This window comes from Rugamonas fusca (genome assembly GCF_014042365.1).
GTDB classification, from domain to species: Bacteria; Pseudomonadota; Gammaproteobacteria; order Burkholderiales; family Burkholderiaceae_D; genus Rugamonas; species Rugamonas fusca.
In genome coordinates this window covers 40,370-54,606 of the sequence record NZ_JACEZS010000023.1, presented here as the reverse complement: position 1 = coordinate 54,606, position 14,237 = coordinate 40,370, and the positions used below count along the sequence as shown (strand labels likewise).

Sequence of the window (14,237 nt, the reverse complement as noted above, 5' to 3'; positions counted from 1 at the left end):
CTCTGAAGGACGAGGTTTCTCGGAACAAGCCTGATGACTACCACCATACCTGACTCGTCCTCACCGGCAGCCGCGCCGCCCGACATGGCCACCGTGGCCGCCGCCGCTGCCGCCGCCGCGGTGGCAGCAGCTTCACCACCGCCGGCGCCGCCGGACCGGCGGGCGCAGTGGCTGTCGGCCGTCGGCTTCGCGGCCGTGGCGCTGGCGGGCGTGCTGGTGGTGCTGTATGCGTGGCGGCTGCCGCCGTTCAGCAGCGCCATCGTGTCCACGGAAAACGCGCTGGTGCGGGGCCAGGTGACGCTGGTGGGTACGCAGTTGTCGGGCTATGTGACGCAGGTGAAGGTGCAGGACTTCCAGCAGGTGCGGCAGGGCGATTTGCTGGTGCAGTTGGATGACCGGGTGTTCCAGCAGCGCTACGAGCAGGCGCAGGCCCAACTGGCGGCCCAGCAGGCGGCGCTGGCCAACTGGGCGCAGGCGCGCCGCAGCGCGGAGGCGGGCGTGGCGCTGAACGTGGCCGCGCTGGCGAACGCGCAAGCCCAGGCGGCCAAGGCCACGGCCGATCTGGGACGGGTGGAGCAACTGGCGGCCGATGGTTCGCTGTCCGTGCGTGAGCAGGACCAGTCGCGCGCGGCGCGGGCGCAAACGGTGGCGGCCGTGGCGCAAGCGCGCGCCTCGCTCGAGATCGCGCGGCAGCAGGTGCAGTCGGTGCAGGTCAACAAGGCGGCGCTGGAGGCGGCCGTGGCCAACGCGGCCGCCGCGCTCAAGGCGGCGCGCGTGGACCTGGACAACACGCGCATCACGGCGCCGGCCGATGGCCAGCTGGGGCAGGTCACGGTGCGCCAGGGGGCGTACGTGAACGCGGGCGCGCAGTTGATGGGATTGGTGCCGCGCCAGCTGTGGGTGATCGCCAACCTGAAGGAAACCCAGATGAACGCGGTGCAGGTGGGGCAGGGCGCCACGTTCAAGGTCGATGCGCTCGATGGCGCCACGCTGACGGGGCAGGTGGAGCGCATTTCGCCGGCCACGGGTTCGGAGTTCAGCGTGCTGCCGGCCGATAACGCGACCGGCAATTACGTCAAGATCGCCCAGCGCATCCCGGTGCGCATCCGTATCGATCCGGGCCAGGCGCTGGCACGGCGGCTGCGGCCGGGCATGTCGGTGATCGTCAGTATCGACACGTCGGCGGAGCTGAATGATGGCGCGCGCGTGCCCGCGCCCGCGTCTGCCTCCACACGGGCCGCCGGAGCGCGGCCATGAACGTGCGGCTTGTTGGACGCCGGGAGGCGCAGCCGGGCGAGCCGCCGCTCGCCTTCCCGGTCATTTCACCTGCGGCTGCGCCAGCCGCGTTGCCAGCCGCCGTCACCGCCCGTGCTTATGCGGCCTTGCTGGCCGGGCTGCTCGCCGGTTGCGCGGCGACGGCGCCCCCAGCGCCGCCGTCCACGCTGCAAGTACCCGTCGCATGGCGCGCGCCCATCGGGCCGTCCGCCAGCGCAGCAGCGCCGGAACGTCAGTGGTGGCAAAGCTTCGGCGATCCCGCATTGAGCGCGTTGGTGACGACGGCATTGGCCAACAATGGCGACTTGCGCATCGCGCGCGCGCGCGTGGGCGAGTACCGCGCGCGGCTGGGCGTGGCGGCCGCAGGGCAGAAGGCCAGCGTCGGCGTGGATGCTTCGCCTGGCCGCACCCGGCTGCTGGCCTACAACGGCGTGCCCTACGTCACCAACGTGTATCAGGCCGAGTTCCAGGCCAGTTACGAAATCGACGTGTGGGGCCGGCTGGCCGCGCAGACGGATGCGGCGCGCGCCAGCTTCGAGGCCGAACGCGCCAATGCCGATGCGGTCGCGCTGTCGGTGGCGGCGCTGGCGGCGTCGGGTTACCTGAACTTGCGCGGGCTGGACGCCCAGCTGGAGCTGGCGCAGGCGACCTTGAAGCTGCGCGAGCAATCGCGCGCGCTGGCGCAGCGCCAGTTCGAGGTTGGCTACAGTTCGCGGCTCGAATGGCTGCAGGCGCAGGCCGAATATGAAGCGGCGGCCGAGCAGATTCCGCCGCTGCGGCGCGCCATCTTCGAGCAGGAGAACGGGCTGGCTGTTCTCGCCGGCGGCAATCCCGGACCCATCGTGCGCGGCGCGCCGCTGGCCGAACTGACGCCGCCGCAGGTTCCTGCCGGCCTGCCGTCCGAACTGCTGCGGCGCCGGCCCGACATCGCGCGGGCCGAATTGAACCTGGTGGCGGCCAATGCCAACCTGACGGCCACGCGCGACCAGTTGCTGCCGTCGTTCAAGCTGACAGCCGTTGGGGGCGTGCAGAATTTTCGCATGACGGATTTTGCCAACGCGCCGACGGCCTTGTGGCGCCTGACTGCATTGGCCGCTGCGCCCGTATTCGACGGCGGCCGGGTGCAGGCGCAGACGGATGCGGCGGCGGCCCAGCGCGACCAGCTTGTGTACGCGTACGAGAACGCCGTGCGCGGCGCACTGGCGGAAACGGAAAATGGGTTGGGCGCGTTGCAGCGCTTGCGCGAACAGGCGGTGGAAAACGATGCGCGCCGCGCCACGGCAGCGGAAACGCTGCGCATCGCGCACAACCGCTATCGCAACGGCTACGCGTCGTATCTGGAGGAACTGGACGCCCAGCGCACGCTGTACGGCGCCGACGTGGGACGGTTGCAGCTCAAGACGCGGCTGCTGCAGGCGTCGGTGGACTTGTATCGCGCGCTCGGCGGCGGCTGGGCGCCGTGAGCGCGCGGGCGTGTGCGGCGATGCGCCGCCGCGCTTACCCGTGCCTACTTCAGGCGACGGGGATGCACAGCTCGCAGCTGAATTCACCCGTGGCCGGGTCCACGGCGAAGTCGGCCGCGTAGCGTTCCAGGCAGGGGCGGGCGTCCATCTTCAAGCCGCTCGCTGGCAACCACTGGCTGTACAGTTCGTCCCACGCGGCCGGGATCTTGTCGGCCGCGCCATGGAACTGGGCCACGGCGTAACGGCCGCCGGCCAGCATGGCTTCCCTGGCCGGATCGACGATCTTGTAGTCGGCGTCCACTTCCACGCAGGCGTCGTAGCGGCATTCGTTGGCCGGGGTGGTGGCCGGGTCGTCCTGCGCCACGCCGTAGCTGACGCGGCCCTGCAGGCGGAACGCCTTTTGCCATGGTGCGAACACCTCGCTCCAGAATTCACCAAGCGCCGGGCCGAACGGGCCCTTGTAGCGCAGGTAAGCCACGCGCACGGCGGGCAGTTCCTTGATTTGTACGTCCATCTGTTTCTCCATTCAATGAGTGACCAATTAGTGCCGGCCGCCAGCCACCTGGCGCAGCGGCGCGGCCGATTCCGGCGGCTGGCGGCGCAGCTTGCGCATCAGCCGCCGCAACACATGTTCCAGGTCGTCGATGTAGGTGAACACGGCCGGCACCACCAGCAGGCTCAGTAACGTCGACGTGATCAGGCCACCGATCACGGTGATCGCCATCGGCGAACGGAAGCTGGGATCGGCGCCCCAGCCCAGCGCCAGCGGCATCATGCCCGCGCCCATGGCGATGGTGGTCATCAGGATCGGGCGGCTGCGCTTGTGGCAGGCGTCCACCAGCGCCTCGAAACGGCCCATGCCGGCCTGACGGGCCAGAATAGCATAATCAACCAACAAGATTGAGTTCTTGGTCACGATCCCCATCAGCATGATCAGGCCGATCATGGATGGCATGGACAGCGCGCGGCCCGTGATCAGCAGCGCCACGAAGGCGCCGCCGATTGACAGCGGCAGCGCGGCCAGGATGGTTACCGGCTGCATGAAGTCCTTGAACAGCAGCACCAGCACGCAGTAGATGCAGATCACGCCGATCAGCATGGCCAGGCCGAAGCTGGCGAACAGCGCCGCCATCTCCTGGGTGTCGCCCAGTTCCGCGATCTTGACGGAGGCGGGCAGGTTCTTCAGCGCCGGCAGCGCGCGCGCTTCCGTGTTCACTTCGCCCAGCGCCCGCTTGCCCAGTTCCACTTCCAAGGTCACGTTGCGGCTGCGGTTCAGGCGGTTGATCTGGGCCGGGCCGCTCTCCATCGTGATGGTGGCCACGGTGGCCAGCATCACGGGACCGTTCTTGCCGGGCACCGTGAGGCGGCCGAGGGCGTCCAGGTCGGCGCGCACGGCGTCGGGCAGCTTGACGCGGATCGGCACCTGGCGCTCGGGCAGGTTCATCTTGGTCAGGTCGGTGTCGTAGTCGCCGGCCGTGGCCACGCGCACGGTCTGGCCGATGGCGGCCGCCGTCACGCCCAGGTCGGCCGCCTTGGCGAAGTCGGGCCGCACGATGATTTCGGGCCGTACCAGCGAGGCGCTGGAGCGCACATTGCCCACGCCCTTGAGCGTGCGCAGTTCGCGTTCGGCCTGTTTGGCGGCGCTCATCAGGGCCACCGGGTCTTCGCTGCGCAGCACCAGCTGCATCTTGACGCCCGTTTCGGCCGGGCCCACGTTGAAGCGGGCGCCGGGAATCTCGGCCAGCTTGTGGCGGATCTGGCTTTCGATGTCGGCCATCGATTCCTTGCGCTCGTTGCGGTGCACGGTGCTCAGCGTCAGCACGGCGCGGCGCGCCTCGGCCGCCGCACCGGGCGCGAAGGCGTCGCCGCTGGAACCGCCGCCGATCGAGCTGTACACGCTCTTGATGCCCTTGACCTGCATGGCCGCCACGCGCGCGCGCTCGGCCACCACCTTGGTTTCGGCCAGCGTGGAACCGGGCGGCAGTTCCAGGTTGATCTGGGTTTGCGAGCGGTCGGCCGGCGGCACGAAGCCGGTGGGCAGCAGCGGCACCAGCATGATGGAGCCGACGAAGAAGGCGCCCGAGGCGATGCCCGTCACCAGCCGGTGCGACAGGCACCAGCGCATCACGCGGATGTAGCGGCGCATCAGCCAGCCATCCTGCTGCTCGTGAGGTTTGGCCGGCTTGAGGAGGTAGGCCGCCATCATCGGCGTGAGCAGGCGCGCCACCACCAGCGAGGCGAAAACGGCCAGCACGGCGGTCCAGCCGAACTGCTTGAAGAACAGGCCGGGGATGCCGCTCATGAAGGCAGTGGGCAGGAACACGGCCACCAGCGCGAAGGTGGTGGCGATCACCGCCATGCCGATTTCGTCGGCCGCCTCCATGGCCGCCTGCATCGGCGTCTTGCCCATGGCGAGGTGGCGCGAGATGTTTTCGATCTCGACGATGGCGTCGTCCACCAGTACGCCCACCACCAGGGCCAGCGACAGCAGCGTGACCGTGTTGAGGGTGTAGCCGAACCAGTAGATGCCAAGGAAGGCCGGCATCACCGACAGCGGCAGCGCGGCCGCCGCCACCAGCGTGGCGCGCCAGTCGCGCAGGAACCACCACACCACCAGCACGGCCAGCAGCGCGCCTTCGTACAGCAGCTCCATCGAGCCGTGGAAGTTCTCCTCGACCGGGAAGGCGTTGTCGATCGATTGGGTGAGCGCCACGTTGGGGTGGGCTTGCTGGATTTCCGCGATGGCCGCGCGCGCGCCGTTGGCCACGGCCATTTCGCTGGCGCCCTTGGTGCGGAAGATTTCGAACGCCACCACGTCGCGCCCGTCCTGCTGGGCCACGGCGCGCGGTTCGGCCACCGTGTCGCGCACGCTGGCCACCTGGTCGAGGCGGATGCGGCGGCCGTCGGGCAGCGGCAAGTCCATGGCCGCCAGTTCGGCCGCGCTCTTGACGGTGCCGATGGTGCGCACCGACTGTTCGGCGCCGCTGATGTCGCCGCGCCCGCCCGGCGCTTCCTTCTGCACCTGGCGCAGCTGGCGCGACACGTCCAGCGCCGACACCTTGAGCGCGGCCATGCGCGCGTCGTCCAGCTCGACCCGGACTTCGCGGTAGGCGCCGCCCACGCGCTTGACGGCGCCCAGGCCGGGGACGGCCAGCAATCGCTTGGCCACCGTGTTGTCGACGAACCAGCTCAGTTCCTGCTGGTCCATCGGCACGCCCTGGCCGGGAACGGCGCTGGCCGTGAAGGTCAGCACCACGCGGCCGGCCGTGGATGCCTTGGTGACGGTGGGGTCGCGCAGCTCGGCCGGCAGGTCCGCCTTGACGCGGGCCACGGCGTCGCGCACGTCGTTGACGGCGTCCGACAACGGCTTTTCGAGGATGAATTCGACGGTGATGGTGGCCACGCCGTCGAGCACATTGGTGTAGATGTTCTTCACCCCTTGCAGGGTGGCGACGGAATCCTCGATCTTGCGCGCCACTTCCGTTTCCAGCTGGGCCGGCGCGGCGCCGTCCAGCGCGGCCGTGACGGTGACGATGGGCAGTTCGATGTCGGGGAAGTCCTGCACCGGATTGGCGCGGTAGGCCATCAGCCCGGCCAGCGTGAGCAGGGCGAACAGCATGATGGCCGGGATCGGGTTCTTGATCGACAGGGCGGAGAAATTCATGGCGGCTCCTTAGCGGGCGGCGGGCACGCTGCGGGCGGCGGCCTTGGCCTGCGCTTGCGCGGGCACCGGCGCCGGCGCGGCTTCGGTCACGTGGTGCACCAGGTCGCCGTCATTGAGGAAGCCGGCGCCGTTGACCACCACGCGCGTATCGGCGCCTATGCCTTCCAGCACTTCGATGCGGTCAGACAGGCGGCGGCCCGGCTTCACCTTGAGCTGGCTCACGTGCTGGTCCGCGTTCAAACGGAACACGTAGCTGAAGCCGTCGCGCACGACGATGGCTTGCTGCGGCACGGTGATGGCGTCCGACGCGCCCAGCTCGAACTGGCCGCTGGCGAACATGCCGGCCTTGAACGGCGCGTTGGCGGCGCTGGTGGCGCTGGCCGGCAGGTCCACGTACACCAGCGCGTAGCGCGTTTGCGGATCGACCGTGGGCGCCACCATGCGCACCTTGCCCGTGGCCTCGCTGCCGTTGGCGGCCTTGATGACGGCGCCGGTGCCGATGCGCAGCTGGCGCAGGTCGGCCGCCGTCACTTCGGCGCGCCATTCGAGCCGGCCCTGGCGGATCATGCGGAACAGTTCCGTGCCGGCGCCCACCACGGCGCCCACGGTGGCAGTGCGCGCCGAGATCACGCCGCTGTCGGGCGCCAGCACCTGCGTGTGCTTGAGGCGCAGCTGCTGGCTGGCCACGGCCGCGCGGGCCGAGGCGATGCGGGCGTTGGCCGTCTGTTCGGCCGTCTGGTACTGGCTGATCTGCTGGGCGCTCAGCGCGCCCGTCGATTGCAGCGTGCGGGCGCGGGCCGCGTTGGCGGCCGCTTCGGCGGCGTTGGCTTCCGCTTCCTGCAGCGCGGCGCGGGCCTGGGCCAGGTCGGCGTTCACGCTGTCGGCCGAGAACACGGCCAGCACCTGGCCGGCCTTGACGGTGTCGCCCACGTTCACGCGCACTTCGGTCAGGCGCAGGCCATTGGCCTCGCTGCCCACGCTCGCTTCCTGCCAGGCGGCCACGTTACCGTTGGCGGCCAGCTTGATGGGCAGGCGCGATGCCACCGGCAGGGCGGTGGTGACGGTGAGCGCGGGCTTGGCCGCTTCGGCCTTCTTGCCGTCGGCCGCGCGCGAGGCGGGCGTGTACAAGGCGATGCCCAGGCCGGAGATTGCGAACACGGCCAGCAGGGCGGCGGCGACGGGCTTAAGTTGGGTGGAATTCATGGCGATACGCTTCATGTGAGTGCTCATTGCGGTGATGGTTGGGGCGCGCTCCAGCCACCGCCGGCGGCGCGGTACAGGGCGACCAGGGCGGCGCTGCGTTCGCGCCGCAGGCTGATGACGGTGTTCTCGGCGGCCAGCCGGGTGCGGCGCGCGTCTTCCAGTTCCAGCAGGCTGGCCATGCCGTTCTTGTAGCGGTCTTCCATGGCCGTGAACGATACACGGTAGCCTTGCAGGGCGGTGTTGGCGTCGCCTTCGCGCTCGCCCGTGCTGCGCAGGTTGACCAGCGCTTCCTCCACTTCGCGCACGGCCTGGCGCACGCTGGCGCGGTAGCTCACCACGGCCGCATCGTAGCGGGCGCTGGCCGCGTCCACGTTGGCGCTGCGGCGGCCGTTGTCGACCAGCGGCAGCGTGAGCGCCAGCGGACCGATGCTCCACGTGTCGAGCTGGGTGCTGTGGCCGCCCGTGCTGAAGTTGGCCGCGCCCACGGCGCCGGTCAGCGTCAGGCGCGGGTAGCGCTGGGCGCGCGCGTTGCCCACGTCGGCGCTGGCGGCCGCAACGGCCCGCTCGGCGCTGTACACGTCGGGCCGCTGGCGCAACACCTGGGCCGGCAGCGCATCGATGGCGATGACGGGCGGCGCCACCGGCGTAGCCTTGGCGAGGCGCGCGCGCAGCTCGGTTTCCGGCATGGCCGTCAGCGCCACCAGCGCCTTCACGCCCACGTCGCACACGGCGCGCTGGGCCACGGCGCGGTTGTTGCCGTCGGCCGCGCTGGCGCGGGCCAGGGCTGCCGTGGCGGGCGGCTGGAAGCCGGCGCGGGCGGCCAGCTCCGTCAGGCGCGCCGTGTCCGCGCGCGAGGCGGCGTCCTGGCGGGCCACGTCCAGCTGCTGTTCGCAGGCGCGCAGCGCGTAGTACTGGTTGGCCACTTCGGCCGCCACCGACACGCGGGCGTCATGCCAGCCCGCTTGCGCGCTGTCGAGGCGGGCCTGGGCCGCGTCGCGCGCGGCGCGGGTGGCGCCGAACAGGTCGATCTCCCACGACGCTTGCAGGGCCGCTTGCGCCGTGGTGCCCATCGGCAGGGCCGATTGCTGGCTGGCCCGGCTCACGCTGGCCGCCGCGTCCAGCGAGGGCGCCAGCGCGGCACCGCTGGCCACGCGTTCGGCGCGCGCCTGGGCGATGCGGGCGCCGGCGCTGGCCACCGTGGGGCTGGCTTCCTGGGCCGCCGTCACCAGCTGCGCGAGCAGGGCGTCGCCCTGTTGCTGCCACCATTGCGCCAGTTCCGTCACGCTGCCGTCGTGCGGCAGCGGCGCTTGCCATTGTGCGGGCAGTGGCGCGGCCACCTGCTGCGCCGGGCCTTGCACGGCGCATGCGCTTAATGTGCTCAAGGCGCTGCCCACGGCCAGCACCAGCGCCGCCCGTTGTAGTGCTCTCTTCATGCGTTTCCTTCCTTGCGGTTGCTCTGTTCCGCCATTACCAGCGCCTCGCCGTAGCGGGCCAGTTGATGGAGCCATTGTTCGATCGCTGCCGGCGTGGCCAGCAGTTGCGGCGTGATGGCAGTGACGATGTCGCGCCCCACCATGATCTGCACGGCCAGCGCGGCCAGCGCATAGGCCAGCCGGTGTACTTCGTCGTCGGCCTGTTCCAGGTTCAGGTGCCGGCACAGCACGCGCACCAGGGCCATGTGCTCGGGACGGATGCTGTTGTCGATTTCGGCCGCCCACAGGCCGGTTGGCTCCAGCCGCTCGCGCAGCCACAGGCGCAGGAACAGCTGGGCGCCGTCGTCCTGCTGCAGCGGCGCCAGCATCTGGCGGTAAAAGCCCAGCAGCGATTCGCGCAGCGTGAAATGGGGCGGCGCGTACTGGGCGATGTTGGCTTCAGGCGCCGGGCACATGCCTTCGAACACGGCCCGGTACAGGCCCGCCTTGTCGCCGAAGTAGTAGCTGATGGCGGCCACGTTGGCGCCGGCCGCCTGCGCGATCTCGCGCGTGGACGTGCGCGCGTAGCCCTGTTCCGCGAACAGGCGCATGGCGGCCAGGCGCAGCCGCTCGCGCGATTGCTCGCCGTCCGAACGGGGCTTGCGGATGTCGTCAGGCGGGCGCGTTGGGGGATGGTTGGCTTGGGTCATCCCGGCATTACATCACGAAATTTAAACAATTGATATAACTAAATCGGTTGTTTAACTTTTTCCGTGAAAGTTGTCCGTAACAAATGCTTACTGACGATACTTGAGTCCTCACACTTTTCGCGGGGCGGGACGCTAGAATGCCCGCACCGCTATGCCACCGAGGACCATCACCATGCATGCCGCGCGCACTTTCGCCACCGCCGTCATCGTCGCCTTGTTCTGGCAAGGTGGGGCCGGCGCCACTGACCTGCCCCCCGAGCAGGCCGCCCTGCACGTACTGAACCGGCTGGCCTACGGTCCCCGTCCCGGCGACATCGAGCGCGTGACCCAGATGGGCGTGCAGCGCTACATCGACAGCCAGCTCCATCCCGAATCCATCCCCATGCCAGCCACGCTGACGGCGCGGCTCGATGCGCTGGAGACGGCGCGCCAGCCGGCCGGCCGCACGCTGGCCCAGTTGCTGGCCGTGCGCGAGATGGCGAAGGACGAGGGCGAGGAGGGCAAGGCCAAACGGCGCGCCGTGGTGGTCAACATGACTGAGCAGACGGCCGAAGCGCGCCTGGCGCGCGCGGTGGACAGCCCGCGCCAGCTGGAAGAGGTGATGGTCGATTTCTGGTTCAACCATTTCAACGTCTTCGAAGGCAAGGGCCTGGACCGGGCGCTGGTGGCCAGCTATGAACGCGACGCGATCCGGCCGTATGCGCTCGGCTCCTTCCGCGACCTGTTGGGCGCCACGGCCCACCATCCGGCCATGCTGTTCTACCTCGATAACTGGCTGTCGACGGCGGACGGCTTCGTGCCGCGCGGCCGCCCCAACGCCAGGATCAAGACGGCCGGCCTGAACGAAAACTACGCGCGCGAGCTGATGGAACTGCACACGCTGGGCGTGGACGGCGGCTACACGCAGCGCGACGTGCGCGCGCTGGCCCGCATGCTGACTGGCTGGACCTTCAACCCGCGCGCACTGGCGCTGCGCAACGAGGGCTTCATATTCGACGCCCGCCGCCACGACAAGGGCGACAAGCAGTGGCTGGGCCACACCGTGCATGGTGGCGGCCAGGACGAAGGCGAGTATGCGCTGGACGTGCTGGCCATGCATCCGGCCACGGCGCACCACCTGAGCTACGAGCTGGCCCAGTACTTCGTGCAGGACGCGCCGCCGCCGGCCCTGGTCGATCGCATGGCGCGCAGCTACCTCGCCAGCAAGGGCGATATCCGCACGGTGCTGGCCACGCTGTTCGCCAGTCCCGAATTCTTGGCGCCTGAGGCGCAGGGCGCCAAGTTCAAGACGCCGTACCAGTTCGTCGTCTCGGCCGCGCGGGCCGGCAGCGCGCCGCTGGCCGAGATCAAGCCCGTGCTGGGCGCGCTGAACCGGCTTGGCATGCCGCTGTACGGTTGCCAGACGCCGGATGGCTACAAGAACACGGAGGCGGCCTGGCTCAATCCCGATGCGCTGAGCCGGCGTATCGGCATCGCCACCGCGATGGGACGCGCGCTCGATGCGGGCGCGCTGCAGGCCACGCTGGGCGGCACCGTGTCGGCCCGCACGCGCGCCGCGGTGGCCGCCAGTCCCGAACCACTGCGCGCCGCCATGCTGCTGGGCGGCCCCGATTTCATGCAGCGCTGACCGCGCGAAGGAGCAACCATGCAACGCCGAGATTTCATGCACGCGCTGGCCGCCGGCGCCGGACTGGTGATCCCGCTGGGACGCCACGCCTGGGCCGCTACGCCGGCCGAAGGCGGTGGCAACGGCCGCCGCCTGATCGTCATCATGCTGCGCGGGGCGGTCGATGGCCTGAGCGTGGTGGCGCCCGTGGGCGACCCCAATTACGCGCGGCTGCGGCCGAACATCGCGCTGGCCCGGCCCGGCACCGAGGGCGGGGCGCTGGAACTGGATGGCTACTTCGGCCTGCATCCGGCGCTGGCGCCGCTGTTGCCGCTGTGGGAGCAGAAGAAGCTGGCCTTTGTGCACGCCAGCGGTTCGCCGGACGCCACCCGTTCCCATTTCGACGCACAGGATTACATGGAATCGGGCACACCCGGTGCCAAGGCCACGGCCGACGGCTGGATGAACCGGCTGGCCGGCGCGCTGCCCGGCGCGGCCACGCCCACCCGTGCGCTGTCGATCGGCCCCACCATGCCGCGCATCCTGTCGGGGCGCGCGCCGGCCGTCAACCTGGCCAGCGGCGCGGCCGGCACGCGCGCCAACGTGCTGGACCGGCCAGCGCTGGGGCGCGCGTTCGATCAGCTGTACGCCAACCATACCCGCTTCGGCCGTGCTTACCAGGCCGGCCGGGATGCGCACCAGGAAGTGATGATGGCCGCCGCCGACATGGAGATGCAGATGGCCGACGGCGGCGCGCCGCTGCCCAACGGTTTCCCGGACGACGCGGCGCGGCTGGCCACGCTGATGCGCAACGATCCCAATATCCAGCTGGCCTTCGTGGCGCTGGGCGGCTGGGACACGCACGCCAACCAGGGCGCGGCCCGGGGGCAACTGGCCAACCACCTCGCGCCGCTGGGACAGGGGCTGGAAGTGCTGGCGCGCCGGCTTGGCCCCTTGTTCGATCAGAGCACCATCGTCGTCATGTCCGAGTTCGGCCGCACGGCGCGCGAGAACGGCAACGGCGGCACCGATCATGGACATGGCAATGCGATGTGGGTGCTTGGCGGCGGCGTGGCCGGTGGCCGCGTGTACGGCGAGTGGCGAGGCTTGGGCGAGGACCAGCTCAACGAGGGACGCGACCTGCCCGTGACGACGGATTTCCGCACCGTGCTGGCCCAGCTCGCGCAGCGCCGCCTGGGCCTGGCGCAACGCCAGCTGGCGCAGCTGTTTCCGAACATGCCGGCCCAGCGCGCCGGCTTCAGTGTACTGCGGTCTTCCTGAAGGCGCGGAACAAATCAACGGCAGCGTCGCACCATTCTGGATTAGAATCCTGGATTATTGCAAAATAGATAATTTTCCCGTATGCGCTGTGCTCGATTTTTTGTGCTGGTACTGGCCAGCGCCTGTTCGCTCGCGGCGGCGCAGGACGTCCTGCTCACCGGGCATGTGCGGCGCGTCGTCCTGCATCCATCCGGTGGCCCGGAATGTCCGCCCGTTTGTCCGGCGCCGGCGGCGCGCAATCCAGACGGCTCGAACCGGGTCGGCATATCGAACGATGGGGGCTGCCAGATCATGGACGTGGACATCGACACGCGCAACCAAAGCGAAGTCCTGGTCGTCGTCCGGCAGCTTTGCCTTCAGGCGTGAAGGGCCGTTGTTCTTCGCGTTTGCCGGCACGGAGATCGGCCGACTTGATCGTCCTGATTCCGTGTCAGGTCTGTCATTTGGACTCAAGGACAGTGGCTTTGAGTTTAATCAAACGATATCGGGGGCAGAAGTGGTAAGCGGTTTCTCATTGCAACCAAATTTAAAATTGAAAGGCCATTATGAGAAAACTCAAAGGTGCGCGATGACTGTCCGAATGACAGACCTGACACCGATTTTTGACAAAAAAAACGCCCACGACCTTGCGGTGCGGGCGGAATTCCAATGTTCGGCGAACGGTTGGAGGAGACAGTTCCAATATAGGCCGATTTATGGTGCGCCGCAATACAGTAGAAATACTAGGCCGTTCTGTTAATGATGTTAAAAGGTTAATCATGCGGGGCGTCCTCACGCCGGCGGCCGCGCCGCCGCCAGGCAGGCCGCGATTTCGTCCACCAGTTTTGTCGGGTCGATAGGGTGGGCCAGCAAGCGCGCCGGGTAGCGCCGTCCGCACGGCACCCAGGCCACGCTGGCGTCCAGCGCCGGGCGCAGCACGATCAGCGGCAGCCGGGAGAAGCGCCGCAGCGCCGGGATGGGGAACGCTTGCAGCGCCGCTTCGTCGTCGGTGCCGCTGTCGCACAGCACCAGGTCGAACGCTAGCCCGGCGCACGCTTCGGCCTGCGCCGCGTTGCTTGCCACCGTCAGCGTGTAGCCCAACTGACCGAGTACGGAAGCGAGCAAGCCGTGGTTGGCCGGCGCCGCGTCGAGCAGCAGCACGCGCGCGCGGGCGGCGGGGCCAGGATCAGGCGCACGCAAGGCGGCCGCATTGGCGTGCAAGGCCGTGTCGGGGGCGGGCGGCGCCAGCTGGCCGGCCCGCAGCGGCGGCGGCAGCCATGCGGCCAGCGCCGGCAGCAACTGCTCCGGCTCGAACGCCTTGGCCAGCCAGCCGTCGAAGCCGGCCGCCAGCAGGGCCGCGCCGCCATCGTCGGCCGGTTCCGCGCTGGCCGCCAGCACGGGGATGGCGCGCGTGGCCGGATCGGCCCTGAGCTGGCGCAGCACGCCGTGGCCGTCCAGCTTGGGCAGGCGCAGGTCGCACAGCACCAGGTCGGGCAGCTCGCGGCGCGCGGCCGCCACGCCCTGTTCGCCATCCCAGGCCGACAGCACCCGGTAGCCGTGGGCCTCCAGCAGATAGACCATCAGGTTCATGTTGGCCGGGTTGTCCTCGATGACCAGTATCGATGCCGTCATTTGTCCCTCCGC

11 protein-coding genes are annotated in these 14,237 nt (G+C 69.6%); 5 read left to right on the top strand and 6 right to left on the bottom strand.

All coding sequences use genetic code 11. From position 1 onward, the window contains the following. Window positions 1–33: 33 nt before the first annotated feature. Both H3H36_RS21555 and H3H36_RS21550 read left to right on the top strand, forming a co-directional pair. Window positions 34–1,257 carry an HlyD family secretion protein gene (locus H3H36_RS21555; RefSeq protein WP_182220141.1) on the top strand — a complete coding sequence of 408 codons (1,224 nt, stop codon included), beginning with the start codon at window positions 34–36 and terminating at the stop codon, window positions 1,255–1,257. Then, window positions 1,254–2,738, top strand: a complete 1,485-nt coding sequence (locus H3H36_RS21550; RefSeq protein ID WP_182220140.1) for an efflux transporter outer membrane subunit — start codon at window positions 1,254–1,256, stop codon at window positions 2,736–2,738. Before H3H36_RS21555 ends, H3H36_RS21550 begins: the two co-directional genes overlap by 4 nt. A gap of 49 nt (window positions 2,739–2,787) precedes the next feature. Here H3H36_RS21550 and H3H36_RS21545 read toward each other — a convergent pair whose 3' ends face one another. The 5 genes from H3H36_RS21545 to H3H36_RS21525 are packed head-to-tail and all read right to left on the bottom strand — an operon-like array spanning window position 2,788 to window position 9,727. Beyond that, on the bottom strand, window positions 2,788–3,252 hold the full coding sequence (locus H3H36_RS21545; protein WP_182220139.1) for an AraC family transcriptional regulator: 465 nt from the start codon (window positions 3,250–3,252) through the stop codon (window positions 2,788–2,790). A gap of 27 nt (window positions 3,253–3,279) precedes the next feature. After that, entirely contained in the window at window positions 3,280–6,402 is a 3,123-nt protein-coding gene (locus H3H36_RS21540; RefSeq protein WP_182220138.1) for an efflux RND transporter permease subunit, read from the bottom strand. A gap of 9 nt (window positions 6,403–6,411) precedes the next feature. Further along, window positions 6,412–7,620 (bottom strand): efflux RND transporter periplasmic adaptor subunit, encoded by a 1,209-nt coding sequence (locus tag H3H36_RS21535; protein WP_182220137.1) that lies wholly within the window; start codon window positions 7,618–7,620, stop codon window positions 6,412–6,414. Between the two features lie 8 nt (window positions 7,621–7,628). Beyond that, window positions 7,629–9,038, bottom strand: a complete 1,410-nt coding sequence (locus H3H36_RS21530; protein WP_182220136.1) for an efflux transporter outer membrane subunit — start codon at window positions 9,036–9,038, stop codon at window positions 7,629–7,631. Then, on the bottom strand, window positions 9,035–9,727 hold the full coding sequence (locus H3H36_RS21525; RefSeq protein WP_182220135.1) for a CerR family C-terminal domain-containing protein: 693 nt from the start codon (window positions 9,725–9,727) through the stop codon (window positions 9,035–9,037). The genes H3H36_RS21530 and H3H36_RS21525 overlap by 4 nt, the downstream gene beginning before the upstream one ends. Window positions 9,728–9,899: 172 nt before the next feature. Here H3H36_RS21525 and H3H36_RS21520 point away from each other — a divergent pair, with 172 nt between their 5' ends. The 3 genes from H3H36_RS21520 (at window position 9,900) to H3H36_RS21510 (ending at window position 12,980) form a co-directional block, all read left to right on the top strand. Beyond that, the gene (locus H3H36_RS21520) at window positions 9,900–11,354 is read left to right on the top strand and encodes a DUF1800 domain-containing protein (RefSeq protein WP_182220134.1); all 1,455 of its coding nucleotides are present in this window, start codon (window positions 9,900–9,902) and stop codon (window positions 11,352–11,354) included. Window positions 11,355–11,372: 18 nt separating this feature from the next. After that, window positions 11,373–12,614 (top strand): DUF1501 domain-containing protein, encoded by a 1,242-nt coding sequence (locus H3H36_RS21515; protein ID WP_182220133.1) that lies wholly within the window; start codon window positions 11,373–11,375, stop codon window positions 12,612–12,614. A gap of 102 nt (window positions 12,615–12,716) precedes the next feature. Beyond that, the gene (locus H3H36_RS21510; RefSeq protein ID WP_182220132.1) at window positions 12,717–12,980 is read left to right on the top strand and encodes a hypothetical protein; all 264 of its coding nucleotides are present in this window, start codon (window positions 12,717–12,719) and stop codon (window positions 12,978–12,980) included. 405 nt (window positions 12,981–13,385) lie between these two features. Here the strand turns inward: H3H36_RS21510 and H3H36_RS21505 are convergent, their stop codons facing one another. Next, a complete protein-coding gene (locus H3H36_RS21505; RefSeq protein WP_182220131.1) occupies window positions 13,386–14,225 on the bottom strand; it encodes a response regulator in 840 nt (279 codons plus the stop codon). Window positions 14,226–14,237: the final 12 nt, after the last annotated feature.

Excerpts from the sequence above, each read along its gene's own strand:
- H3H36_RS21555 (WP_182220141.1), top strand. The coding sequence starts at position 34 with ATGACTACCACCATACCTGACTCGTCCTCACCGGCAGCCGCGCCGCCC.
- H3H36_RS21550 (WP_182220140.1), top strand. The coding sequence starts at position 1,254 with ATGAACGTGCGGCTTGTTGGACGCCGGGAGGCGCAGCCGGGCGAGCCG.
- H3H36_RS21545 (WP_182220139.1), bottom strand. The coding sequence starts at position 3,252 with ATGGACGTACAAATCAAGGAACTGCCCGCCGTGCGCGTGGCTTACCTG.
- H3H36_RS21540 (WP_182220138.1), bottom strand. The coding sequence starts at position 6,402 with ATGAATTTCTCCGCCCTGTCGATCAAGAACCCGATCCCGGCCATCATG.
- H3H36_RS21535 (WP_182220137.1), bottom strand. The coding sequence starts at position 7,620 with ATGAAGCGTATCGCCATGAATTCCACCCAACTTAAGCCCGTCGCCGCC.
- H3H36_RS21530 (WP_182220136.1), bottom strand. The coding sequence starts at position 9,038 with ATGAAGAGAGCACTACAACGGGCGGCGCTGGTGCTGGCCGTGGGCAGC.
- H3H36_RS21525 (WP_182220135.1), bottom strand. The coding sequence starts at position 9,727 with ATGACCCAAGCCAACCATCCCCCAACGCGCCCGCCTGACGACATCCGC.
- H3H36_RS21520 (WP_182220134.1), top strand. The coding sequence starts at position 9,900 with ATGCATGCCGCGCGCACTTTCGCCACCGCCGTCATCGTCGCCTTGTTC.
- H3H36_RS21515 (WP_182220133.1), top strand. The coding sequence starts at position 11,373 with ATGCAACGCCGAGATTTCATGCACGCGCTGGCCGCCGGCGCCGGACTG.
- H3H36_RS21505 (WP_182220131.1), bottom strand. The coding sequence starts at position 14,225 with ATGACGGCATCGATACTGGTCATCGAGGACAACCCGGCCAACATGAAC.